General features: G+C 67.0%; 23 protein-coding genes and 1 pseudogene. 11 read left to right on the top strand and 13 right to left on the bottom strand.

What is annotated here, in order from left to right:
• Positions 1-302: 302 nt before the first annotated feature.
• Both AAID08_RS21560 and AAID08_RS21555 read right to left on the bottom strand, forming a co-directional pair.
• Positions 303-1,172 carry an FxLYD domain-containing protein gene (locus AAID08_RS21560; RefSeq protein ID WP_240806427.1) on the bottom strand — a complete coding sequence of 290 codons (870 nt, stop codon included), beginning with the start codon at positions 1,170-1,172 and terminating at the stop codon, positions 303-305.
• Between the two features lie 19 nt (positions 1,173-1,191).
• Positions 1,192-2,076: an FxLYD domain-containing protein gene (locus AAID08_RS21555; RefSeq protein ID WP_175167557.1), complete on the bottom strand. Its 885-nt coding sequence runs from the start codon at positions 2,074-2,076 to the stop codon at positions 1,192-1,194.
• A gap of 290 nt (positions 2,077-2,366) precedes the next feature.
• On the opposite strand from AAID08_RS21555, the gene AAID08_RS21550 reads away from it, so the two are divergent.
• The gene (locus tag AAID08_RS21550) at positions 2,367-3,131 is read left to right on the top strand and encodes a TSUP family transporter (RefSeq protein ID WP_054501153.1); all 765 of its coding nucleotides are present in this window, start codon (positions 2,367-2,369) and stop codon (positions 3,129-3,131) included.
• Positions 3,132-3,164: 33 nt separating this feature from the next.
• Here the strand turns inward: AAID08_RS21550 and AAID08_RS21545 are convergent, their stop codons facing one another.
• From AAID08_RS21545 to AAID08_RS21515, 7 genes are all read right to left on the bottom strand, one after another.
• On the bottom strand, positions 3,165-3,605 hold the full coding sequence (locus AAID08_RS21545; RefSeq protein WP_054418651.1) for a CBS domain-containing protein: 441 nt from the start codon (positions 3,603-3,605) through the stop codon (positions 3,165-3,167).
• Positions 3,589-4,062: a type II toxin-antitoxin system RelE/ParE family toxin gene (locus AAID08_RS21540; protein WP_081273415.1), complete on the bottom strand. Its 474-nt coding sequence runs from the start codon at positions 4,060-4,062 to the stop codon at positions 3,589-3,591. Before AAID08_RS21540 ends, AAID08_RS21545 begins: the two co-directional genes overlap by 17 nt.
• Positions 4,063-4,454: 392 nt before the next feature.
• Positions 4,455-5,468: a proline racemase family protein gene (locus AAID08_RS21535; protein WP_175167560.1), complete on the bottom strand. Its 1,014-nt coding sequence runs from the start codon at positions 5,466-5,468 to the stop codon at positions 4,455-4,457.
• 39 nt (positions 5,469-5,507) lie between these two features.
• A complete protein-coding gene (locus tag AAID08_RS21530) occupies positions 5,508-6,299 on the bottom strand; it encodes an ABC transporter permease (protein WP_054418647.1) in 792 nt (263 codons plus the stop codon).
• Entirely contained in the window at positions 6,296-7,144 is an 849-nt protein-coding gene (locus AAID08_RS21525) for an ABC transporter permease (RefSeq protein ID WP_064524092.1), read from the bottom strand. The genes AAID08_RS21530 and AAID08_RS21525 overlap by 4 nt, the downstream gene beginning before the upstream one ends.
• Complete coding sequence (locus tag AAID08_RS21520; RefSeq protein WP_372416616.1) at positions 7,141-8,190, bottom strand: ABC transporter ATP-binding protein; 1,050 nt, start codon at positions 8,188-8,190, stop codon at positions 7,141-7,143. Before AAID08_RS21520 ends, AAID08_RS21525 begins: the two co-directional genes overlap by 4 nt.
• Before the next feature lie 16 nt (positions 8,191-8,206).
• Complete coding sequence (locus AAID08_RS21515; protein ID WP_054501156.1) at positions 8,207-9,262, bottom strand: ABC transporter substrate-binding protein; 1,056 nt, start codon at positions 9,260-9,262, stop codon at positions 8,207-8,209.
• Here AAID08_RS21515 and AAID08_RS21510 point away from each other — a divergent pair.
• The 6 genes and pseudogenes from AAID08_RS21510 (at position 9,261) to AAID08_RS21485 (ending at position 14,391) form a co-directional block, all read left to right on the top strand.
• Positions 9,261-10,469, top strand: coding sequence for a GlxA family transcriptional regulator (locus tag AAID08_RS21510; protein ID WP_395756890.1), 1,209 nt, complete (start codon positions 9,261-9,263; stop codon positions 10,467-10,469). The two genes, AAID08_RS21515 and AAID08_RS21510, sit on opposite strands and share 2 nt — an antisense overlap.
• Before the next feature lie 23 nt (positions 10,470-10,492).
• The gene (locus AAID08_RS21505; protein ID WP_054501157.1) at positions 10,493-11,203 is read left to right on the top strand and encodes a glutathione S-transferase; all 711 of its coding nucleotides are present in this window, start codon (positions 10,493-10,495) and stop codon (positions 11,201-11,203) included.
• A 478-nt stretch (positions 11,204-11,681) separates the two neighbouring features.
• A complete protein-coding gene (locus AAID08_RS21500; protein ID WP_336236322.1) occupies positions 11,682-13,151 on the top strand; it encodes a methyl-accepting chemotaxis protein in 1,470 nt (489 codons plus the stop codon).
• 116 nt (positions 13,152-13,267) lie between these two features.
• Positions 13,268-13,492 carry a DUF1653 domain-containing protein gene (locus AAID08_RS21495; RefSeq protein WP_006390643.1) on the top strand — a complete coding sequence of 75 codons (225 nt, stop codon included), beginning with the start codon at positions 13,268-13,270 and terminating at the stop codon, positions 13,490-13,492.
• Positions 13,493-13,496: 4 nt separating this feature from the next.
• Positions 13,497-14,108 (top strand): 3'-5' exonuclease, encoded by a 612-nt coding sequence (locus tag AAID08_RS21490; RefSeq protein ID WP_343719283.1) that lies wholly within the window; start codon positions 13,497-13,499, stop codon positions 14,106-14,108.
• Positions 14,109-14,137: 29 nt separating this feature from the next.
• A pseudogene (locus tag AAID08_RS21485) lies at positions 14,138-14,391 on the top strand (nucleotide pyrophosphohydrolase).
• A 3-nt stretch (positions 14,392-14,394) separates the two neighbouring features.
• On the opposite strand, the gene AAID08_RS21480 reads toward AAID08_RS21485, so the two are convergent.
• Positions 14,395-14,685 (bottom strand): antibiotic biosynthesis monooxygenase, encoded by a 291-nt coding sequence (locus tag AAID08_RS21480; protein ID WP_054501159.1) that lies wholly within the window; start codon positions 14,683-14,685, stop codon positions 14,395-14,397.
• Positions 14,686-14,758: 73 nt separating this feature from the next.
• On the opposite strand from AAID08_RS21480, the gene AAID08_RS21475 reads away from it, so the two are divergent.
• The 3 genes from AAID08_RS21475 to AAID08_RS21465 all read left to right on the top strand — a co-directional run bounded on the left by AAID08_RS21475 (position 14,759) and on the right by AAID08_RS21465 (position 16,832).
• A complete protein-coding gene (locus AAID08_RS21475) occupies positions 14,759-15,172 on the top strand; it encodes a hypothetical protein (RefSeq protein ID WP_054501160.1) in 414 nt (137 codons plus the stop codon).
• Between the two features lie 428 nt (positions 15,173-15,600).
• Positions 15,601-16,071: a hypothetical protein gene (locus AAID08_RS21470; protein WP_054501161.1), complete on the top strand. Its 471-nt coding sequence runs from the start codon at positions 15,601-15,603 to the stop codon at positions 16,069-16,071.
• Positions 16,072-16,118: 47 nt separating this feature from the next.
• Positions 16,119-16,832 carry a hypothetical protein gene (locus tag AAID08_RS21465; RefSeq protein WP_054501162.1) on the top strand — a complete coding sequence of 238 codons (714 nt, stop codon included), beginning with the start codon at positions 16,119-16,121 and terminating at the stop codon, positions 16,830-16,832.
• A 33-nt stretch (positions 16,833-16,865) separates the two neighbouring features.
• Here AAID08_RS21465 and AAID08_RS21460 read toward each other — a convergent pair whose 3' ends face one another.
• Both AAID08_RS21460 and AAID08_RS21455 read right to left on the bottom strand, forming a co-directional pair.
• Positions 16,866-19,292: a DUF3772 domain-containing protein gene (locus tag AAID08_RS21460; protein WP_336236323.1), complete on the bottom strand. Its 2,427-nt coding sequence runs from the start codon at positions 19,290-19,292 to the stop codon at positions 16,866-16,868.
• A gap of 206 nt (positions 19,293-19,498) precedes the next feature.
• Positions 19,499-20,422 carry a LysR family transcriptional regulator gene (locus tag AAID08_RS21455; RefSeq protein ID WP_054501164.1) on the bottom strand — a complete coding sequence of 308 codons (924 nt, stop codon included), beginning with the start codon at positions 20,420-20,422 and terminating at the stop codon, positions 19,499-19,501.
• Between the two features lie 239 nt (positions 20,423-20,661).
• Here AAID08_RS21455 and AAID08_RS21450 point away from each other — a divergent pair, with 239 nt between their 5' ends.
• Positions 20,662-22,179: an acetyl-CoA hydrolase/transferase family protein gene (locus AAID08_RS21450; RefSeq protein WP_054501165.1), complete on the top strand. Its 1,518-nt coding sequence runs from the start codon at positions 20,662-20,664 to the stop codon at positions 22,177-22,179.
• A 42-nt stretch (positions 22,180-22,221) separates the two neighbouring features.
• On the opposite strand, the gene AAID08_RS21445 is transcribed toward AAID08_RS21450, so the two are convergent.
• The gene (locus AAID08_RS21445) at positions 22,222-23,169 is read right to left on the bottom strand and encodes a LysR substrate-binding domain-containing protein (protein WP_064524106.1); all 948 of its coding nucleotides are present in this window, start codon (positions 23,167-23,169) and stop codon (positions 22,222-22,224) included.
• Positions 23,170-23,180: the final 11 nt, after the last annotated feature.

Genomic DNA, 23,180 nt, shown 5'->3' with positions numbered 1-23,180 from the left:
AGAAGGGTTGTCGCCGGAATTGTAGAGGGAAGAGGGGGGCGCAAGCAAATGTCTTATATCTTATATAAGACTTGGGTTGATAGCCGTTGCCTGCGGGCCACGCCGGGCGAGGGGCGATGTGGAGCGGGGCGGTCCATCAGGGGTAAAAACGGGGTCGATTCAGGTCTCGGCACGCCGGTGCGAGACTGCGGCAGGGCAGTCGCGGGCGGGGCTGCCAGCCCCGCATCCGCGCTCGCGCTTGGGTGAAGCAAGCCTGCGCTGATAAATGAGAAGGCTCTGGCGGCGGACCGCCGGGCGCGCGATCAGTTGGCCTTGGCGTCGTACACCACGCCCACCCGGGCGAAGTTGGCGCCGTACTGCTTGACGTCCAACTGGAACGGGGCGCTTTCACCCGGCTTGAGCTTGGGCAGGCGCAGCTCCGAATAGCGCGCGCCGGTCAGCTTGTCCTGGGCGTCGTAGAGGCTGACCCAGACCTTGACGTTGTCGATTTCGGCGCTGTCGTTGTTGCGCACCCGGCCATGCACCGTGACGTACTTGTAGCGATAGCGATAGGTGAAGTTCAGGGTGCCGGTGCCGATGCCGGCCTCGGTGTTCTCGACGCTGATGTCCAGCGCCGGGCGCGAGCCAGGCAGGGCCGCGCGCTTGGCCGGCTTCCAGTGGGTCTTGACCTCGGAATAGCGCTCGAAATTCTCGCCGTTCAACAGTACCGGAATGCGCTCGCCGGGATAGAGCATGGCCGGCAGCGACCATTCCTGGCGCAGACGCAGGGGGCGCGATCCGTCGAACACCGAGATCTCCATACCCGGCGACAACGCTACGTACTTGTCGCTGCGGTTGACCACCTCGGCCAGCAGCAGCGGGCGTTCGATCTCGTCGAGCAGGCGGCGCGGCGGCGACAAGGTCAGCGCCGCCGGATCAAAGAGGGCGAAGTCAGGATCGAGCAGTTCGGCCGTGGTCAATCGCACGTCGTCAATGATGCGCGGGTTGGCGGGGCTGACACGCACGATGCGGCTGGCGGGGCCTGCGGGAACCGGCTCCGAGGCGGCAGGCGCCGGCGCGGCCTGGGCGGATTTGGGCGCGTCCCAGGGCAGCAGGCCGTTGTATTTGGCCAGGGCATAACCGCCGGCGGCGAGGATGATCAGCACCAGGCCGGCCCGGGCGGGCCGCGACATGGGCCGCGCGGGAGAACGGTCAGCCTTCACTTTGCACCATGTAATCGTAGGATCCGACCTTGCCTTCGGCCAGCATGTCGCAGCGCACGTCGAACGAGGTCAGAGCGCCGGGGGCGAGCGGACTGGCCGAGCCGTAACCGTTGCCCGTGCCGATCAGCTTGCCATCCTCGCCGTACAGCATCACCGTGACCTGCGTGCTGCTGGCAGCGACCGCGCCCTTGTTGCGCAGCAGGCCGACCAGCCGGTAGGCGCCGTCGTTGCGCACCAGTTGCACCTTGTCCGCGGCCACGTCGCGGGCGGCGCTGTGCGCCAGCGACGGCGTGGCCGGCTTCAGGACGTAGCGGCTGTAGGCGGTGTCGGGCAGCGAAATCGTCACCGGCGTGTATTCGCCCGGCAGCAGCGTGCGAGCCATCGGCGAGCCCGAGCTGGACGACAGTGTCAGTTCGCCCTGGTAGAAGGTGGCGGTGACCCGCGGCGCATCGATCTTCTTGCCGGTCTCGTTGCGCATCAGCATCACCAGTTGGCTGCGGCCGCGCGAACGCACTTCCTGCACGTCGGTCAGCTTGACCAATGCCGCGTCGATGGGAGGAGGCGCGGGGCGCGAAGGCGAGCGCGTCGAGGAGCCACTCGTGAACAGCGAGGCGGTGATCGGCACCAGGATGGCGGCAAGCACCACCAGGACGATTGCGACGACCGCGCCCGGCTGCAGCTTGGCGGCGGGAGCCGGCTGCTGCATGCCGCGCAGAATCTTCTCCAGGCGCTGGGCGACGTTGTCCTCGACCAGCGTGACGGCGTGGCAATGGCCGCACTGGTACTCGTTGGTGTCCAGCTTGGTGAACTGCGCGCTGCCGCAGGTCGAGCAGGTCAGCGTCACCGTGTTGATCGTGGTCTGTTTGGGCGTCATGCGAGGGGACGGTGCCGCTTTCGGGTGGGGCGCCGGGATGGCGCTGCCTGGCCGGGCGCGGCGGGCATACTGGGCGGCAAGGATAGCGGCCGGGCGCGGGCGCCGGGGTGCATGAGCGCATCTGATTATTACAAAATGTAGACGAAAGCCCCGACCCCTCCCGAGCCCGGTGCTATGATCGCCGCCGTCGAACGCCTCTCTTGATACGCCGTTTCCCCCAGTCGTTCCGCTCCAGGCCCGCGAGACTTCGCGGCGGGGCCGAGCCGAGGCAGGTCAGGCTCTCCCCCAGCATGAGCATTCTCCAACACCTGTTGTTTCTCGCCTGCGTGGCGCTGGCAACCTACGCCCAGACCATGACCGGCTTCGCCTTCGGACTGGTGCTGCTGGGCCTGTCGGGCGTGTTCCAACTGGCGTCCGTGCCGGAGGTGGCCAATGTGGTCAGCGTCCTGTCGCTGGTGAACGCCGCCGTGACGCTGGCCCGCGCCAAGCCGCAGGTCAACTGGCCGTTGATGGCGCCGGCGCTGGTCAGCAGCCTTGCCGGCGTGGCCGTCGGCGTGACCGCACTCGCCTGGATCAGCGGCGCCATGGCGGTGTTGCTGCAATTGCTGCTGGGGGTCACCATCATGGCCTGCGCCGTGTTGCTGGTGGCGCGTACCCAGCCCCTGGCGCGCCTGTCGTCGCGCGCGTCCTTCCTGTTCTTCGGCGGGGTTTCGGGCGTGCTGGGCGGCTTGTTTTCGAGCGCCGGTCCCCCCATGGTCTATCACCTGTACCGTCAGCCGCTGCCGCTGGCTTCCATCCGCAACAGCCTGTTGGTGCTGTTTTCGCTGAATGCCGTGGTGCGCCTGGCGCTCGTGACGGGCCAGGGCGCCTTCATGGCGAGCTCGTTCTGGCTGAGCCTGCAGGCGCTGCCCGTGGTGATCGGGGTGACGTGGGTGGCGCGCCGCTATGCCACCGCCGGGTCGATGAAGACTGTCAAGCGGATGGTGTTCGTGCTGCTGCTGGCGGCCGGGCTGGGCCTGGTGGTGCCGGCGTCGCGGCTCCTCGCGGCGGGTTAGCCGCGAGGGATCCTCCGCCGCTGCCGCGGGCGCTCAGCCGTGTTCGCCCGAGATGTAGCGCTCGAGTTCGGTGATGATGAACTTCTGTTCGCTCATGACGTCCTTGACCAGGTCGCCGATGGACACCAGGCCGACCAGTTTCTTGTCCTGGATGACGGGGAGGTGGCGGAAGTGGCGCTCGGTCATCAGCGCCATGCAGTGTTCGCGCGTGTCTTCCGGACGCACGTAGAAGACCGAATCGGTCATGATCTCGCGGACCTTGGTGGTGCGCGACGAGCGATCCTGCAGCACGATCTTGCGGGCGTAGTCGCGCTCGGTGAGCATGCCCAGCACCTCGTCGCCGTCCGCCACCACCACGGCGCCGATACTGCGCTCGGCCATGGTCTTGATGGCGTCGTACACGGACGAGTCCGGCGAGACGGTCACGACGGGCGGGTTGGCCTTTTCCCTCAGAATCTCAGCAACTTTCTTCACGATGTGCTCCCGAATCGCTGGCAAGGTTCAAGCGCCGGCTAGAGCCCGCGCCCGACGCCTGGCGCCGGCGCACGGTCTGGCCGTGACTCCATCCTAAGCCCGGCGGCGGGATTGCCGCAAGTTTCCGGTGGGTTCTCAGGCGGTATGGCCTGGCAGGTTCGTGGAGCAGGTGGCTATAGTCGCGGCCGCCATAGAACACGCCCATAATGGTCACGGACCCGTCATCGTTCACGGAGTAGGCGATGGTGCATCGCTTCTGATGATGGAGGAAGCGAAGATTGGGGTTGGCGGCATGGCGCCGCGCTCCGCGTCTTGGAAAATGGGCCAAATCCAGGCAGGCTTGGATCACGCCGTCGACATAGCCGTCCGCTCTTGCGGAAGTTCCGGCCGGGCTGAAATACCGTTGCATGTTGACGATGTCGCGGAGCGCGTCCGGCGTGAACACGACGCGGAACATGTCAGCGGCCTGAAGGTCGTCTGGCGCGCTCCGCGGCGAGCGCGGCCAGAACCTCGCCAGGGGTGAGCAGGCGGGATGGATCCGCCTTGCTGGCCCGGCTTATCGCTTCGAGCCGCTTGAGCCAGGCGTTTTCGTCCCGCTGATCGACGCTGGGTAGATAGGGAGGCGGCAGCTCCGGGGCAGGATCCGATTGGCAGTGTTCCCGTATGGCGGGCCGTTGGGGTGGCGTTGGACGGCGTGGCATGTAGAGGATTCCAAAGACGTGGGCGACCTGGATAGCCTATGTGCGGCACGACGACGCGACAAGTCCTTTAGGCCATTCCTCTCGTCCTATCTTTCGCCAAGCGCGCGCCGGTGGTCGGCGGCCAGCCCACGCCGGCCGCCGCACCTTCTCAGCGGATCAGGAACCCGGCGCCCACCGGATCATTCTTGTCGATCACCCAGCGCGCCGTGCCCAGGATGCTGGCCGTGCCCTTCACCGTCGGCCGCACCGCGCGGGTGCCGTTCAGGTCGACCTCGCCCAGCAGGCAGCCCTCGAAGGTGCCGCTGCCCAGCAGGCCCTCGGACTTGATCGGCTGGTTCAGCCCCATCTTGCCGCGGGCTTCGAACATGGCCATCATCGCGCTGGTGCCGGTGCCGCCGGGCGAGCGGTCGAGCTGGCCGGCGCTGAACACGTGCACGTTCTTGTAGAACGCGCCCTCGATCGTCGGCTGGTGCCAGAACGTGATGAAGTTCAGGTTGTTGATGTGCGCTTCGGTCGGATGCTGGATGCGCTGGCGCGCGTTGAGTTGGTCGCGCACGATCAGGCCCATGCGCGACAGCTCGGTGCCGTTGTCCGGCGAGATGCGCAGTTCGCAGTTCGACAGATCGACGATGCCGAAGTAGTTGCCGCCCCAGACGATGTCGGCCGACAGCTTGCCGTAGCCCGGCAGCTCCACCGGGATGTCCTGCGCCGCGACATACGCCGGCACGTTCTCGAAGCGCGTCCACAGCACGTTGTCGCCTTCCGAGGCCACTTCCGACACCACCAGGCCGGCGGTGGTCTCGAAGCGGATTCGGGTGATGCCGTCCTTGCCGCGCGGCACCAGGCCGTTGGCCACCATGGCCATGCTGACCGCGATGGTGCCGTGGCCGCACATGTGCGAATACTCGGTGCCGTCGATGTAGATCAGGCCGGCGTCGTACTCGGGGCTGGACGGCGGCGTCAGGAACACGCCGAACATGTCCTTGTGGCCGCGCGGCTCGCGCATCAGTGCCTTGCGCAGCCAGTCGTAGTGCTGCTCCAGGAACGCGCGCTTTTCCAGGATGCTGGAACCGGCGGGGTACGGAATGCCGCTGTGGACGATACACAGGGGCTCGCCTTCCGTATGGGTATAGATGACATCGAACGCGTCTTGCTTGCGCATGACAGTGACTCCAGGCGGTAGATAGGGGGAAGAGGAAAGTTATTTGCCGCGTTCGGACAGCATGTCCAGCCCGACGGTCAAATCCAGGATCACGATGGCGACGACCGCAGCCACGATCGTGGCGCCCGATACGGCTGCGATGGTCGGATCAATCGTGTATTGCACGTAGTTGAAAAGCTTCACGGGGATGGTGTTCAGGTCCGCCGTGGTGTTGAAAATCGACAGCTCCACATTGATCCATGACGAGATGAAGGCGAAGATCGAACCGGTCACGATGCCCGGACGGATCTGCGGCAGCACCACCAGGAAGAACGTGGTCCAGGGGTTGGCGCCCAGGTCGGCCGAGGCTTCCTCCAGCGCGCGCTGTTCCGGCGTCAGCAGCGTCAGGGTGGAGCGCAGCACGAACGGCGCGATGATCACGACGTGGCCGATCAGGAGCGAGAGGAAGCTGCGGGTCAGGCCGAAGTACGCGCCGAATTGCAGCAGCGCCGCGCCCAGCACGATGTGCGGCAGCACCAGCGGCGACATCAGTACCGAGGTCAGCGCGGCCTTGCCCGGAAACGCGTAGCGCGCCAGCGCCAGCGCCGCCGGCACCGTCAGCAGCACCGCGGCCACCGTGGCGGCCAGCGCCAGCACCGTGCTGGTGGTGAACGCGGCCACATAGCCGGCCTCGACCAGCAAGGTGCGGTACCACTCCAGCGTCCAGCCTTGCGGCGGGAACGCGAGATACGGCGTGGCGGTGAACGACGCGCCCAGGATCACCACGAGCGGCAGCGCCAGGTAGGCCAGCACGGCCAGCGCGGTCAGGCGGATCAGGTGGCGGGCGATCATCGCGCGGCTCCCGGCAAGGTGGCGGCGCGGTTGGCCAGCGCCACCAGGATCAGGGTGAAGACCAGCAGCACCATGCTCAGCGCGCCGCCGTAGTGGAAATCGAACACCGTGCTGTACTGCTGGAAGATCAGCATCGACAGCACCGTGACGCGGCCGCCCGACAGCAGCGCCGGCGTCACATAGGCGCTGACCGCCAGCGTGAAGACGATGATGGCGCCCGACACCACGCCGGGCAGCGTCAGCGGCCAGGTCACGTGCAGGAAGGTCGCCGCCGGGCTCGCGCCCAGGTCGGCCGAAGCCTGCTCGCAGGCCGGATCGACCCGCGCCAGCGCATTGCCCACCGCCAGCACCACGAACGGCAGCAGCACGTAGACCATGCCGATCAGGATGCCGAGTTCGGTGCCGATGAAGCGCATCGGCCGGTCCACCGCGCCGGTCGCCATCAAGCCCTGGTTGACCAGGCCGTTGCGGCCCAGCAGCACCATCCAGCCGAAGGCGCGCACGATGTTGCTGGTGAACAGCGGCACCACCAGCAGGATCACGCAGGCGCGGCGCCAGGCCTGCCAGCGCACCACGCGCACCAGGTACCAGGCCAGCGGATAGCCCAGCACCAGGCAGGCGAGGGTGGTGAACAGGGCCAGCCGGAATGTCACCAGGATCACGTCCCAGTGGTACTGGTCGGCCAGCACCTTGGTGTACTGCGCGAGCGTCGGCGTCAGGCCGTCCGGCCCGCCGGTGGCGCTGGCCAGCGCCACCACCGCCAGCGGCGCCAGGAAGAAGGCCGCGAAGAACAGCACCGGGGCCGCCAGCAGCAGGCCGGGGGGGAGCCAGGCGCGCCGCGTCATGGCTGGCCGCCGATCAGGTGCAGGTGTTCGGGTGCAAACGCCAGCGTCACCTCGCCGCCGGCATGCAGGCCGCCGGGCGCGAGGCCGCCGTGGCGCGCCACCAGCGTCTGGCCGCCGATGTCGACGTGGATCATGCAGTGGCTGCCCACATTGATCACGTCGCTCACGGTGCCGGTCAGCATGGCGTCGGCGCGCTCGCACAGCTTCAGGTCCTCGGGCCGCAGCACGGCCAGGCCGCGCGCCGTCGCCGGACGTTGGGCGAGCGGCACGCGCAGACCCTGGGCATCCAGCATCAAGGCGCCGTCATCGGCCACCGTATAGGCGATGAAGTTGGCATCGCCGATGAACTCGGCGACGAAGCGCGTGGCCGGCTGGCGGTAGATGTCGGCGCCAGCGCCGACCTGCTCGATGCGACCGGCGTGCATGACCACGACGCGGTCCGCCATGGTCATCGCTTCTTCCTGGTCGTGGGTGACGAAGATGAAGGCGATGCCGAGGCGGGCCTGCAGATGCTTGAGTTCGAGCTGCATGCGCTTGCGCAGCTTCAGGTCCAGCGCCGACAGCGGCTCGTCCAGCAACAGCAGCTTGGGCTGGTTGACGATGGCGCGCGCCAGCGCCACGCGCTGCTGCTGGCCGCCCGACATTTCGCGGGGATAGCGCGGGCCGAAGTCGGCCAGGCCGACCATGTCCAGCGCATCCCGGGCGCGTTCCGCCGCCTGCGCCTTCGAGGCGCCCTGGCGCCGCGGACCATAGGCGACGTTCTCCAGCACCGTCATGTGCGGGAACAGCGCATAGTTCTGGAACACGGTATTGAGCGGGCGGCGATGCGCCGGCAACCGGCTGACGTCCTGGCCGTCGATCAGGATGCGGCCAGATTCCGGCTGCAGGAAACCGGCGATCGACTTGAGCAGCGTGGTCTTGCCGCAGCCGCTGGGGCCCAGCAGCGCCACGAACTCTCCCTGCTGGATCGCCAGGTCGATGCGATCCAGCGCCTGGTAGGCGCCGAAGCGCATCGACACGCCTTCGATGGTGAGCAAAGCGGACATGGGGAACGGACCTTGCTCAGCGCTTGCGGGCGACCTGCCGGTTCCACGCGTCGGTGACCTCGGCGCGGCGGGCGTTGATGATGTTCCAGTCGAACAGGCTCAGGTTCTTGACCGAGCCTTCCGCGCCCCAGGGCAGCTTGCGGGCCACGTCCTTGGAGACCTGCACGTCCTTGACCGCCGGGCCCAGGTACAGCTTGGTCGCCAGGCAGGCGGCCGCGTCCGGCGTCAATGCGGTGTCGATGAACTTCTGCGCCGCGGCCTTGTTGGGCGCGCCCTTGACCAGGTGCAGGCGGGCGTCGGTGGCCCACACGCCTTCCTTGGGCACGCTGAAGCCGATGGGCAGGCCCTTGTCGATCAGGTCCCAGGCGCCGACGTTGAAGTGCGCCCCGATCACCGCTTCGCCGCTCTGGAAGGCGTTGGTGGCCGCGCCCGAGCTGTCGAAGAACAGCGCGGTGTCCAGCGAGGCCAGCTTGGCATAGAGCGGGGCCAGGTTCGACGGATCGATCGCCCACACCCGCGCCAGGAAGAAGATGAACGGCACGCCCGACGAGTTGGCGGGCGAGGGCACCGCCACCGCGCCGGCATACTCGGGCTTCCACAGGTCCTTCCAACTGGTCGGCGGCTGCGTCACTTCCTTGGTGCTGTAGGTGATGCCGAGCGAGTAATAGCCGGTGCTGACCGCGAAGGCGGCATTGCCGTCGCGGTACACGCCCTGCTCGATGACGTTCTTCAGGTTGGGAATGGCGCCGCCGTCCAGCGCATCCAGCACGCCGGCCTGCTGCGCCAGCTCGCTGATGCCGCCGTCCATCCAGGCCACGTCAATGGTGGGCGCGCCCTTCTGCTGCTGCAGCTTGGCCAGCGTGGTGGTGGAGGTGCCGACTTCCGGCACCACGGTGACGCCGGTGGCTTTGGTGAAGGGCTCGGCCACGCAGGCGCGGAACGCGTCGCCCCAGTTGCCGCCGTACCAGGCGACGGTGATTTTCTGCTGTTGCGCCAGCGCCGCGTGCGAAGCCAGGAGCAGCCCCGCGCCGAGCGCAGCCGCGCCCAGCGCGCTGCGGGTGTTTGTTGCCATGTCGGATTCCCCTTGTAGATTTGTCGATCCGCGATTCATTGACTCAAGTACCACAGGCGCATCTTGGGCGATGCTCGGGAAAACGAGCTTGAAGGCGCGGGACATAAACTTGAATAATTGCGTCATGTCCGCCGTCGCGCCACCCTTGTCCTCGCCGCTCTCCTATGAAGACGGCGACGTGCTCCTGCCTCAGGGAAAACCCGCCCTGACTGTCGGCATCGTGCTGCTGGACCAGTTCACGCTTGCGGCGTTCGCCGGTTTCGTCGACGTGTTGCGGCTGGCTGGCGACCATGGTGGCCGCAGCCGCCAGATCCACACCGCGTGGCGGGTGATGAGCTGGGACGGCAAACCGCGCTGCTCCAGCGCCGGCCTGACGATCGAGGTGGAGGCCGGGCTGCCCGACGACCCGGCGCAGTTCGACTACATCGCCATCTGCGGCGGCAACGACTATTCCAGCGGGCGCATGCCCGAACCGCTGCGCGATTGGCTGCGGCGGGCGGCGGCGCTGCGGGTGCGGCTGCTCGGCATCTGCACGGGCACCTTCGCGCTGGCGCAGGCCGACGTGATCGGACCGCGCACGGTGTGCGTGCACTGGAATGTGCTGGAAACCTTCCGCGAGCGCTTTCCCGCGACCCGCGCGGTGGTCGACCGCCTGTTCGTCGACGAAGGCGACCTGATTTCGTGCGCCGGTTCCACCGCCGCCATCGACCTGGGACTGTATCTGGTGGCGCGCCATTGCGGCCGCGACAAGGCGCAGCAGGCCATGCGCCACATGATGCTGCAGGGCGCGCGGCCGGGGCGCGTGCCGCAGGCGCATTTCCGCACCGACCTGTCCGGCATCCAGGATTTGCGGGTGAGGCAGGCGGCACATTTCATCGAGCAGCGCATCGATAACCCGCCGCCGCTGGATGCCATCGCGCGTTATGTCGGCGTCGGTCGGCGCCAACTCGAAAGGGCTTTCCGTGTGGCCACGGGCATGTCGCCAATGGCGTTCCAGCGGCAATTGCGGCTGGAATATGGCAGTTGGTTGTTGCTTAATAATGCCTGCAGCATCACGCAAATCGCGCTGGATTGCGGATTTGCCGACGGCGCGCATTTTTCACGCGACTTCCGCGCGCATTTCGGACTATCTCCGCGCCAGTATCAGCAGAGCCATGGGCAGCACGCCGCGCGGCACGAGGGCGAGATCAGCGTCTTTCCCGCGTAGTCTTGCCCCGGCAAGGAGAACGCATGACATACGACCTTTGGTATTGGGACGGCATCCCCGGCCGCGGAGAATTCGTGCGCCTGGCCCTGGAAGCGGGCGGCATTGCCTACCGCGAGCGTGCCCGCGAGCCGGGCGTCGGCGAAGACGCGCTGATCCAGGACATGCTTTCGGACCGCAAGCAGCCGCCCTTCGCGCCGCCTTATCTGGTGGCCGGGAAAATGACCCTGGCGCAGACCGCCAACATCCTGCTGTTCCTCGGAGAAAAACATGGCCTGGCGCCCGCCACGGTATCGGGACGCCTGTGGGTGAACCAATTGCAGTTGACCATCGCCGACATGGTGGCCGAGGCGCACGATACCCATCACCCGATTTCGGCCAGTGATTATTACGAGGACCAGAAGGAAGAGGCGGCGCGGCGCGCCCGCAGTTTTCGCGAGGAACGCATTCCGAAATTCCTGGGATATTTCGAGCGGGTGCTGGCAGGGCCCGATGCGTGGCTGGCCGGTGGCAAACGCTGGAGTTATGCCGACCTGTCTTTGTTCCATCTGGTCGACGGGCTGCTGTTCGCCTTTCCCCGGCGCATGGGCACACAAGCCGTGAAATTCCCCAAGGTCATGGCCTTGCACCGGCGCGTCGCGGAACTGCCGGCATTGCAACCGTATTTCGCCAGCGGCAGGCGCCTGCCGTTCGGCCAGGGCATATTCCGCCATTATCGCGAGCTCGACGCGGAATAGAGGCCACGCGGAGAAGAGGTTGGCGCATCGGATGCTCGGGATCCGGTACGCATTTTTTGTCTTGTTAAATAAATTGGGGTCGTCGCCAATGCGGGCCCATTATTGCTTCGCCTCATTTATGAAAATAAGGGGGCGGATTCGTATTAACCCTGATTAATAACGAAATTCACGCTCGCGTTATTCCTGGAGCGCGCTGAGGTATCCGTCGCCGCGTTTTTTTTATGGGTTTCCTCAATGAATATATTGAGCGCGGCTCATTTTTAGGATTAAATATTTTCGAATGGATACATTCTTCCGTTTTTCTTATTCCTGACCTGCCGTCGCTACCCGGGCGACGGAACTGCAGGCAAGCGTGTGCATGCGGCGCGGCATGCGACGTTTGATTCCTGGGGCGCGCCAAAGCAACTGCTTCAGACAAGCCAAGGTTTCTCCATCGGTTTTCAGCACACTCGTCCCAATCCCTGCGGGAGACGTCAACATGCAATGGCTTACCCTCAAACGCCTGCTGCGCGGCGAGCGCGGCATGCAGAAAGCGGATCTATACGGACAGATCGCGGCCATCCATAAAGCGCAGGCGGTTATCGAGTTCGATCTCGAAGGCCATGTGCTGATGGCCAATCAGAATTTCCTCGACACCATGGGTTATGAACTGGACGAGGTGCTGGGGCAGCATCACCGCATGTTCGTGGTGCCCGAGGACCGGGAATCGGCCGAATATCTCGCCTTCTGGGACAAACTGGCCCAGGGCGCGCACGATGCGGGCCGTTACCGCCGCATTCGCAGGGATGGCGGCGACGTCTGGCTGCAGGCCAGCTACAACCCCATCTTTGATAAACACGGCCGTCCCTTCAAGGTGATCAAGTACGCCATCGACATTACCGAGCAGCAGCGGCGCCAGGCGGATACCGAGGGCCAGCTCGAGGCTATTTCCAAAGTGCAGGCCATTATCGAGTTCGAGCTGGACGGCACCATCATCCGCGCCAACGACCTGTTCCTGAATGCGGTCGGTTATCGCGAGGACGAAGTGCGCGGCCGCCATCACAGCATGTTCGTGCTGCCCGAAGAGGCGCGCAGCGGCGCCTATGCGGAATTCTGGCGCAAACTGCGCGGCGGCCAGCACGACACCGGCCAATACCTGCGCATCGGCAAGAATGGCCGGCATGTCTGGATCGAGGCCAGCTATAACCCGATCTTCGATGCCGAGGGCCGGCCCTTCAAGGTGGTGAAGTTCGCCACCGACATCACCAAGCGGTTTACCGCGGCGCAGACGCTGCGGGTGGCGGTGCAGGGCCTGACCGAGAACGCCGAGCGCGCCAGCCAGGCCAATTCCCTGGCGCAGGACGCCTGCCGCGTGGCCGAAGAGGGTGGCAAGACCGTCGCGGGCGTGGTTCGCACCATGGGCGCCATCACAGACAGCTCCAAGCGCATTTCGGAGATCATCGGCGTGATGGACGGCATCGCGTTCCAGACCAATATCCTGGCGCTCAATGCCGCGGTGGAGGCGGCGCGCGCCGGCGCGCATGGCAAGGGCTTCGCCGTGGTGGCGGCGGAAGTGCGCAGCCTGGCGCAGAACAGCGCCGCCGCGGCCAAGGAGATCAAGGGGCTGATCACCACGTCGGTCGAGCAGATCGGCAGCGGCGCCCGCCAGGTGCAGTCGGCCGGGACCACCATGGAAGACATCGTCGCGTCGTCGCGGCGGGTCACCGAGATCATGGGCGAAGTGGTGGAGGTCTCGCTGGCCCAGTCGGCCAAGCTGGGCGAAGTCACCGAGGACATCACCCAGATGACGGCCGAGGCGGCGTCCGCGCTGCAGGCCGCGCATGAATTGCACGGGGGCAGCCCCACGCTCAGGCCGGCGCTCAAGCCGGTGGCGCCGTCGGTGCGGACCCGTCCAGCCGCCAATACGCCGTTGCCGCCCAAGCCGGTGCTGGAGTACGTGCGCTATTGAGGCTCGGGCGGCGACGCGCCCGCCGCCCGAGTGCGCTATAAATACGGTCTTGTACGAACCCGTCGGCCCTGGCAGGAAGTTTCCGGCCCGGGCCGTGTTTTTTGCGGCAATTCTCCATGACCGAATCCGAAGCCCTGGCCCTGGCCACCCATCGCCATTACAAGGGCGGCCTGTATCGCTACATTGATACCGCCCGCCATTCCGAGACCGAGGAATCCATGGTGGTCTACGAGCACCTGTGGCCGCATGCGCGCGGCCTGTGGGTGCGCCCGGCCGACCTGTTCTTCGGCCAACTGGCCGACGGCTCGCCGCGGTTCGCACCGCTGCCTGCGGCGCGGTAAGGCCATGGCCTTCTACTATCGACGTGCGCGGCCGGCCAGCGCGGCGCCACGCGCTGCTTCCGCCCGGCCGTCCGCGGCCGTTTCCGCCGCCCTGAACGCCCTGCGCGGCCCGTTCGTCGTGGCCGACCTGGAAACCACCGGGCTGTCGACCGCGTCGTGCGAGATCCTGGAATTCGCCGCGGTGCGCGTTGGCGAGGGTGGCGCGGCCGAGCAGGAGTACGCGCAGGTGGTGCGCACCCGCGCCTCGGTGCCGCCCTTCATCACTCGCCTCACCGGCATCACCCAGTCCGAGGTCGACCGCCAGGGCGTGCCCGTGGCGCAGGCCTTCGCGGCGTTCCTGGCGTTCGTCGGGGACCTGCCGGTGTTTTTCCACAATGCCTCGTTCGACCGCCGCTTCCTGGACGCCGCCGCGCTTCAGACCGGCCTGTCGTTCGCCAACGCCACGCATTGCACGCTGGTCCTGGCGCGACGCGCCTGGCCCGAGTTGCCCTCGCACAAGCTGGATGTGCTGGCGCGGCACGTGGGCGCATCGGAGCCCACCCACCGCGCGCTGGCCGACGTGCGCACCACGGTGGCCGTCGCGTTGGCGGCCAGTTCGAGGTTGGCCGCGGTCTGAGGGCCGCGCCACATTTCAACGGAGCCCTCATGTCCGACCTGGAGCATATCCGGCAGGTGGTGCGGGCCTTCGCCGCCGAACGCGAGTGGCAGCGGTTCCATTCGCCCCGGAACCTGGCGATGTCGCCGACGTGCACAGGTACCTGGTGGCGCTGGCGGATCAATTGGGCCTGGACATCGCGGCCGCGGTCCAGGCCAAGATGGCATGGAACGCGGCGAGATATCCCGCGGATCGCTTTCGCGGCGGGGCGCGCAAGTATGACGACCCGCCGGATGCGGCCTGAACCTCAGACCACCTTTTGCTCGTGGTGCACCTGGGGCGGCTCGACGAAGAAGCCCGCCACGAGTTTGCGCCACTCCTGAAAATCGGAAGATTCCCGGAAATCCACCATATGGTTTTCGACGGTTTCCCAATCCACCACAAGCGTATAGCGCTGCGGCTGCTCGATGCTGCGGTACAGTTCCATGCCGTGGCAGCCGCGGGCCCGCAGGAACAGCGGCCTGGCTTGCGCCACGCCGGCCTCGAACAGGGCTTCCTGTCCTTCGCGGACATGGATGCTGGCAATCTCCTGGATCATGATGGTGTCTCCGGATAAAGAGGCCGGGCAGGGGCCGGCCGGGCGGAGTAGTATGGCCCAAAACTCAGCCCCGATGAACCGCCCCGTCCTTTCGCTGCCGCGCCTCGTCGCCGCCCGCCTGCTCTGGTACATCGGCGTTGCCGCGCTCGCCCTCATGGCGCTGGCCTCGCCGACCCAGTTCAGCGTGGTTGCGGTGCTGTCGGCCATTGCGATCTACATTCCGCTGTCCATGCTGGGCCTGCCGCTCATCGCCTGGCTGGTGCTGCGCCAGGCCAGCGTCGCCGCGCCCGCCGCCTTGCCGCCAGCCTGGCCCTGCTTGCTGGCGGGCGCTGCCGGCATCGCGCTGTTGGCCTGCTATCACCTGTGGGCCGAGATGGAGCTGGCCGAACTCGGCGTGCTGCTGCTGCTCGTCGCGGTGGATCTGGCGCTGGCGCGCTGGGAGTCGGCGCGTCTGCTCGAACGTATCGTCGCGCATCGTCCGCGTTGAACCCGCGCCGCGCGCGTCGGCCGCCACGCTCTCCTGACAGTCAGCCTAAAGGTTGCCTCCCTGTCGCCCGCCGCCGTGCGCGCTAGGTAAATCGCGCGAGAGCGGGCCTCGCCGCCCCATCCCATGAGCTGAGATGCGGCGCAGCAATTCCGCCCGACGCGCGTGGCGTCTCCCCCATACGCATGGCCCGCGCGGCGGTGCTCGCAGATTCCACGCCAACTTTTACGTCTTCGCGCTCCCACTCTGGGAGGCGGTCGCCCGTTTAACCGATATCGACGTCCGTAGTCCGGAGCAATCATTCCGTACCAATACGAAAGTCCCAAACGCCACGTTGCCGTATGGGCGTACTGCGTCGGGGTGGTAAAGGTCCGCGCCGGTCGGCCACCGGCACCTGTCCATCCGCATCGAGCGGATCAGGAGGAGCTCAAATGAAAAAGCTCGCAGCAGTCGCAACGTTGTCCCTCGTCGCGGTTTCGGCCGCTTACGCGAGCGGACCCGGCCAGCCCAGCATTTCCGCGTCTGGCCATGTCGGCACCATCACCGGGACGGTGTCCTCGGTCTCCACGGGCACTTCCGTGGTCTCGACTCAGATCAACGGCTATGGCTCGTCGAGCCAGACGTCGTTCGGTGAAACGGGGGGCGTCGCCACCGCCGGCGGATCGTTCAGCCGGGATGGCACCACGGTGGTCACGAGCACGCGTCAATACGCCACCAGCGAAACCTACGGCCATATCCATGGCAACGCGCCGATCATGGTGGGCGACAGCATCGCCAACGGCGGCGCCACGTTCGGCAGCACCACCACCAACGCGACGGCCACCGGCACGTTCAACGCCGGTGCGATCGGCGCGACCGCGTCGATCCATGGCATCGGCCCGGTGGGCGGTTTTGGTCACTGAGCAGCACGCAATCCGGACGGCTTCGGCCGTCCGGTCGAGAGGACATCATGAAAACCCTTGCGCTTGCCTTATCCCTGTCGCTGGTGGCCTTTTCCGCGGGCGCCCAGACCAGTTCTTCCGCCGCGACCACCTCTGCGTCGTCGGGGTCCACCAACGCCGGCAACAACCAGGGCATCACGCTCAATTCCAACAACAGTGGATCGAGCACCCTGCGGACCGCGCCGCCGATCGGCGCACAGAGCTTCTACGGTTCGTTCTCCTCCGACAGTTGCATGGTGTCGGCGGGCGGGGGCGGCTCGGTGGTCGGCTTCGGCATGAACGTGGCGTTTCCGGTCGAGGACCAGAAGTGCAGCCTGCGGCGCAATTTCGAGCGCACCATGCAGGCAGCCGCCTCCACCAAGGATCCGGACCGGTCGCGCCGGCTGGAAACGGCCGCCGTGGACATCCTGTGCCAGACCGATGATCGGACCAAGGCGGCGCTCACCGCGCAGGGCCTGTGCACCAATCCCTCGCTGACCACGGCGGATCACCGCTTCGAGAATCCCTCGCAGAATGTCGCCCAGACCGCGCCAGTCGCGCCACCGCAAGCGCAGTACGCGCCCGCCCAGCCGCAGTCGCCCAGCGCCCAGTACATGGCGCCGGCGCCGGTCGCGCAGGCCTACCCGGTGATGTCGGGGCAGAACGCCATGGTCAACGCGCCGACGCTGCGTAATCCGCGCATGGACCGGCAGGGCCTGGCCGATTTCTATTCGCCGGGCTGACGGATCGTGCGCGGCGATCGCGGTTGCTGGCGTTCAGGGCGTTGTGGGGGGCGAGGACGCGGCGCTCGGCCCCTCGGCCGCGCCAGGCTGCTGCAAGGCGGAGGCCTGGGGCGCGGATGCCAGCAGCATCGTGGGCGGCGACGACACCTCCAGCCCGGCGTCGTGCAGCCTCTGCAGCAGCGTGAACAACAACGCGCTGCGCACGCTGTACGCCGAGCGCGGCGACGAGACATAGCCCTTGGCGTTGAACATCAGGTTGCCGCCTTCGATGCCGTCCAGGAACACATTCGGCGCCGGCGTGTCCAGCACATCCTCATGGTCGGCGAAGGCCTGCAGGATCAGCTCGCGCACCCGTTGCGCATCGGTTGACAGCGGCAACGGCAACTTGATCTGCACCAGCCCCAGCGGGTTGGAGCGCGTGACGTTTCGTACCGTCTTGGTCACGAACTCCGAATTCGGCACGATCACCGTGGAGCGGTCGCCCATCTGGATTTCGGTGGCGCGCACGTTGATGCGCAGGATGTCCCCTTCGACGCCGCCCAGCGACACCCAGTCGCCCACCTTGACCGGTCGCTCGGCCAGCAGGATCAGGCCCGAGACGAAGTTCTGCACCACCGCCTGCAGGCCGAAACCGATACCCACGGACAACGCGCTGGCGATCCATGCCACCCGTTCCAGTCCGATGCCGGCGGCCGACAGCGACAGCGCCACCGCCAGCACGAAGCCGGCATAGCCGAACAGCGTCGCGGCCGAGAGCTGCATGCCCGGATCCAGTTCCGTCGTCGGCAGATAACGGTTCGCCAGCCAGCGCTTGAGCATCTTCACGCCCAGCAGCGACAGGCCCAGCACCAGCAGCGCCTGCAGCACCGCGCCCGGCCGGATCTGCGCCTCGCCGATGGCCAGGCCCTTGCGCAACTGGTCGAAGCGCTGAAGCAGGTCCATCGGTCCTTCGCCGAACGGCGCCAGCAGCAGGATCAGTGCCAGCAGGCCCACCGCCACGCGGCCCACGCCGGACAGCAGCACGGCGGCCTGGTCGCGCAGGCTGGGGCCTTCGCTGTCTTCGCGGTGCGACGTGCCCAGCAAGGTGCTGAAGCCGTCCTCGATCAGCACGGCCAGCAGATAGGCCGATGCCAGGATGATCACGACCCACAGTATTTGCTTGGTCAGGAAACTGCCGAAAGCCACATAGCCCGCCAGCAGGCTGGCCAGGCTGATCACCAGGACCGTGCCGGTCGCGGTCAGCAGCAGCGAGGTCCAGAAGGGCGGGGGCGGGCCGTCTTCCCGCAGCGCGCGGCGCCGCAGCCGACGGCCGATCGACAACGCCACCGCCATCGTCACCATCACAAACACGGCCACGATGCCGGTCAGGGTGATGGTGGTGGTCAGGCTGGCGTTCAGCAGCACCGGCAGCCGCTCGGCCAGCCAGATCAGCACGACGATCACGCCCAGCACGCCGGGCAGCCAGCGCAGGCGGTGCGCCACCTTATCGGACACCGGTGGCAGGCGCCAGGACGGCCGGTTGGCCGACAGCAGCGCGTAGCCCAGGCCCGACACGTAGCCGCCGAAACAGACCGTGGCCACCAGATTGGCCAGCAGGGCGCTGGTGTTCTCCGACAATTGGGAATTCCAGTCCAGGCCGATGTGGATCAGCAGGGCGATGACGCCGGGCGTGGCGACCGCCAGCGTCAACAACGCCACCGCCAGGAACGAGCGGCGCAGTCGTCCGGGCGGCACGCGCGTAGCCGTGAGCCGCAGCAGCACCCGGCCGATCCAGACGCGCAGCGCGATCACCAGCGCCGCCGCCGCGGCCAGCAGCAGCCAGCCCCATGTCGGCGTCTGGCCGACCGCGGTGACCAGATCGTCACGAAGCGCCACCAGGCGCTCCAGGTCGCCCGGGAATTCCTCGCGGAATTCGGCCCAGAATTGGCCGGACAGGAATGAGTCGCGCCGTTCGCCCAGCCGCGCCTGGAATTGTGTGCGGCGCAATCCCGATATCTGCTCCGCGGTCTGCGCGGCGTCGACCGACAGCAGCCGCGCCAGTTTGATCTGCGCATCCAGCGCGCGGCTGTTCTTTTCCAGTTGCATGCGTTGCGCCGCCACGTCGGGCGCTTCCTTGACGCCCTCGGGCGGCGCGCCCAGTTCGCTCAGGCGCGCCGTCACGCTGGTCAATTGCGGCGTCAGGGCATCGGCGGTGGCGTCTGCCTTGGCCTGGATGTCGAGGGCATCGCCGCGCTGCTTGAGCAGATCGGCGTCGTCCGTCTCGTCCGGGACGCGTTTGCGGATGTCGTCGAGCTGCTTGCGGGCGCTGGCCAGCATGGCATCGGTTTCGGCGGGCGAAGCGGGCGCGGCGGCGAACGCGGGCGCCAGGCACAGCGCCAGCAGCAGGCCGGCGATCAGCGCGACAAAAGAGCGGCGGCGCGGCAGGGCGCGCAAAAGCGGATGTTGCGGGTTCGGGATCATGAGTCTTGGGGCGATGGAATCGCGTCGAGGCGGCAGCATAACAAGCCGCGGCCCGGTCCGTTGCAACAAAAACTCAGCTATGTCCCCCGTTAGATTCCGGCTGTCGCTGGAGGCGATCGAGGGGCGCCAGAAACAAAAAATGGGGGCGGATTTGATCCGGAATTCCGGCCACGGTCGTCGGACGGGCGGCGCCCGCGGCCGAGGCTTCAGGGCTGTTGCGCGCGTTTCTCAGCCCGGGCTCGCCGGGGGACGCCCAGCACCGCGTCGCAGACCTCCAGCCATGCGCGGGCGGCGTACGACAGATAACCCGATTGCTGCCAGATGTGGCCGACCTCCCATTGCAAGCCGGATTTGGCCAGCTTGGCAGTGCTGAGTCCGCGCGTCTTCATCCGCTGCATCAGCGGTTCGGGCAGCAGCGCCACGCCGAGCCCGGCCGATGCCATCGCCACCAGGAAATCCCAGTGCGCGCTCTGCGCCGCGATCCCGGGTTGCAGCCCGGCATCGGCAAACGCCTGGCGCAGCCGCCGCGTCATGGCGAAGTCGTCCGTGGGAATCAGCAGACGGGTGTCGCGCAGCGCACTCAAGGGCAGCGAGGTCTTGCCCGCCCAGGCCGCGTCGGGCGGCCCGATCACCCAGATGGGATAGCTGCCGAAGGCCTGCGTCGCCAGGCCGCTGTCGGGCGCGATCGGCAGGATGGTTGCGCCCACCTCCAGTTCGCCTCCCGCCACCAGGTCCTCGACCGCGCGGCCGGTGCCCTCCCTCAGGGTCAGGTGGATGCCGGGGTGCAGTTCGCGAAAGCGCTTCACCACTGGCGTGAACAGCAGGTTGATCATGGGCGGGATGCCCACCTCCAGCGAACCGCGTTGCAGTTCTGCCGTCTGGCGCATTTCCTCGCTCAACTGGCGCATGGTCTCCAGCACCTGCAGGCCGCGCTGATACATCACGCGGCCGGTATCGGTGGGGCGGGCCGTGTGGCCGTCGCGCACCAGCAGCGGCGTGCCGGCTTCCTCTTCCAACTGGCGGATCATCTTGCTGACGGTGGACTGCGTCACGAACAGCGCCCTGGCCGCCTGCGTAAAGCTGGCATGGCGGACCGTTTCGACGAAGTACCGCAAGGCGCGCACGTCCAAGGCTCATCTCCTGCGCAAGGCGCGGAACATTCAAATAATGAAAAAAACGAATTGATTGGATGATTTTAAGTCATTACGAGATTTTGCTCGCGCTTCCTATACTGCGGAAAATTCGTCCCGAGGCCAGCCTGCCAGGCCTCTCGGGCGTAAGGAAACGCCGCGCTAGACGGCGCCTGGATGCGAGCGGCGGCGCCGCCACGTCCGGCCGCGAGCCGCCGGCTTTTGAATCTGGAGACACCATGCATACCGACCGTATCCGCCATCCCGGGCTACGCGCCAAGATTACGTCCGCTGAACAGGCGGCCCTGCTGGTGCAGGACGGCATGACCGTCGGCATGAGCGGCTTCACCCGCGCCGGCGACTGTAAGTCGGTGCCTGCCGCGCTGGCCGAGCGGGCCGGGCGCGAACCGCTCGCCATCACCCTCATCACGGGTGCCTCGCTGGGCCACGACACCGACAAGATGCTGGCGCAGGCCAACGCGCTGGCGCGCCGCATGCCGTTTCAGGTCGACACGACCTTGCGGCGCAAGATCAACCAGGGCGAGATCGCCTTCATCGACCAGCATCTGTCGGAGACGGCAGAGCAATTGCGCGCCGGCCACATCGGCCCGGTCGACGTGGCCATCATCGAAGCCGCCGCCATCACGGAGACCGGCGCGATCGTCCCGACCATGTCGGTGGGCAACTCGGCCTCGTTCGCGCAACAGGCGCGCTGCGTCATCATCGAGCTGAACCTGGGCGTGCCGGCCGCGATCGAAGGCCTGCACGACATCTACGTGCCGGCCGATCGCCCCAACCGCGAGCCCATGGGCCTGGTGTCGCCCGACCAGCGAATCGGCCAGCCGTTCATCGAGGTGGATCCCGACAAGATCGCCGCCATCGTTATCACGCACGAGCCCGACAGCCCCTCGAACGCCTTGCCCCCGGACGCCGAGACCAACGCCATCGCCGCGCACATCAATGCGTTCCTGCGCCGCGAAGTGGACGCCGGCCGCCTGACCAATTCGCTGCTGCCGCTGCAGGCCGGTATCGGCACCATTGCCAACGCCGTGCTGCATGGTTTTGAATCGTCCGATTTCGACGGGTTGACGATGTACTCCGAGGTGCTCCAGGACAGCGCCATCGAGCTGCTCGACCAGGGCAAGCTGGCCTTCGCCTCGGCCTCGTCCATCACGGTATCCAAGCCGGTGTACGAGAAGATCCTCGCCAACATCGATCACTACCGCGAACGCATCCTGCTGCGTCCGCAGGAAATCAGCAACGCCCCGGAGATCGTGCGCCGCCTTGGCATCATCGCCATCAATACCGCGCTGGAGTTCGACATCTATGGCAACGTCAATTCCACCCATGTCGGCGGCACGCACATGATGAACGGCATCGGGGGCTCCGGCGACTTCGCCCGCAATGCGCACCTGGCGATCTTCGTGTCGAAGTCCATGGCCAAGAACGGGGACATCTCCAGCGTCGTGCCGATGGTGTCCCACGTGGACCACACCGAGCATGACGTGGACGTGCTCGTCACCGAGTGCGGGCTGGCCGACTTGCGCGGTCTGGCGCCGCGCGAACGCGCCCGCGCCATCATCCAGCATTGTGTGCACCCGTCCTATCGCCAGGCCTTGCAGGACTATTTTGACCGGGCCTGCGAGCGCGGCGGCCAGACCCCCCATCTGCTGGAAGAGGCGTTCGCGTGGCACCAGCGCTTCAACGAGACCGACACCATGCGCGCGGTTTCCCCCGCGACCCGCAAGGTCGCCTGACCTTGCGCCTGTCCGCCGCCGGACGCTCATGCCGGCGGCAGCCTACGCCCGCTCGTCCCGCGCCGCCTTGACCGCGTCATGGCGCGCGGCGGTCACCAGGCCCTTGCTGGAGCGTTCCAGTTCGTCGCGCAGCCATTGTTTCAGCGCCACCAGTGGCGCCCAGTCGCGCAGGCTCGGTCGGTAGACCAGGTGATAGGTCTGGGCCTGCTCATAATGGACCGTTACGGGCGAAACCTGCACCAGCCGTCCGGCACAGATCGCGTCCGCGGCCAGCAACTCGCGGCCGAGGGTGATGCCCAGGCCCTGCTCGGCCGCCTGCAGCATCATCCCCGCATCATTGAATGTGGCGACCGGCGTCACCGGCACGCTCAGTCCGGCCGCGTTGAACCAGTGTTGCCACATATCGCGTTCGCCCAGCAGGGGCTGCCGCGCCAGCGTCTCGGGCGTGTTGTCGGGCAATGCAGCCGCCGTTTCCGGCGAGGCCAGCGCGATCAGCGGCAACGGCATGTCGAACAACGGCTCGGACTCGACGCCCGGCCACGGGCCGCGGCCGAATCGCAGCGCCGCGTGGAAGCCGTCGCGCAGCAGGTCCACGACCTGTTGCGAGGTCTCGATCTGCAGCGACAGGTCCGGGTGGCGCTTGTGCCAGCGCGTCATGCGCGGCAATAGCCAGCGCTGCGCGAACGAGGGCAGCACCGATACGCGCAGCCGCTGCGCGCTGCCGGTCGCGGCGGCCGACGCCGCCATCAGGCCCTCGTCCAGCAACGCCATGGCGCTCTGCACACTGCACAACAGCGCGGCGCCGGCGGGGTTCAGCACGATGCCCCGCCCGCTGCGCTCGAACAAGGCGAAGCCCAGTTGTTCTTCCAATCCCTTGATCTGTTGGCTGACCGCGCTGTGGGTCAGGTGCAGGCGCTCGGCCGCGGCGCGCAGATTCTGTAGTTCGGCGACGGCGCGGAAGGCGGGCAGGGTATTCAGGGGCAGGCGCATGGGAAAGGGGG

It is taken from the genome of Achromobacter sp. EB05 (genome assembly GCF_044232075.1).
Lineage (GTDB): Bacteria > Pseudomonadota > Gammaproteobacteria > Burkholderiales > Burkholderiaceae_B > Achromobacter > Achromobacter dolens.
This window is presented reverse-complemented; position numbering and strand designations above follow the sequence as displayed.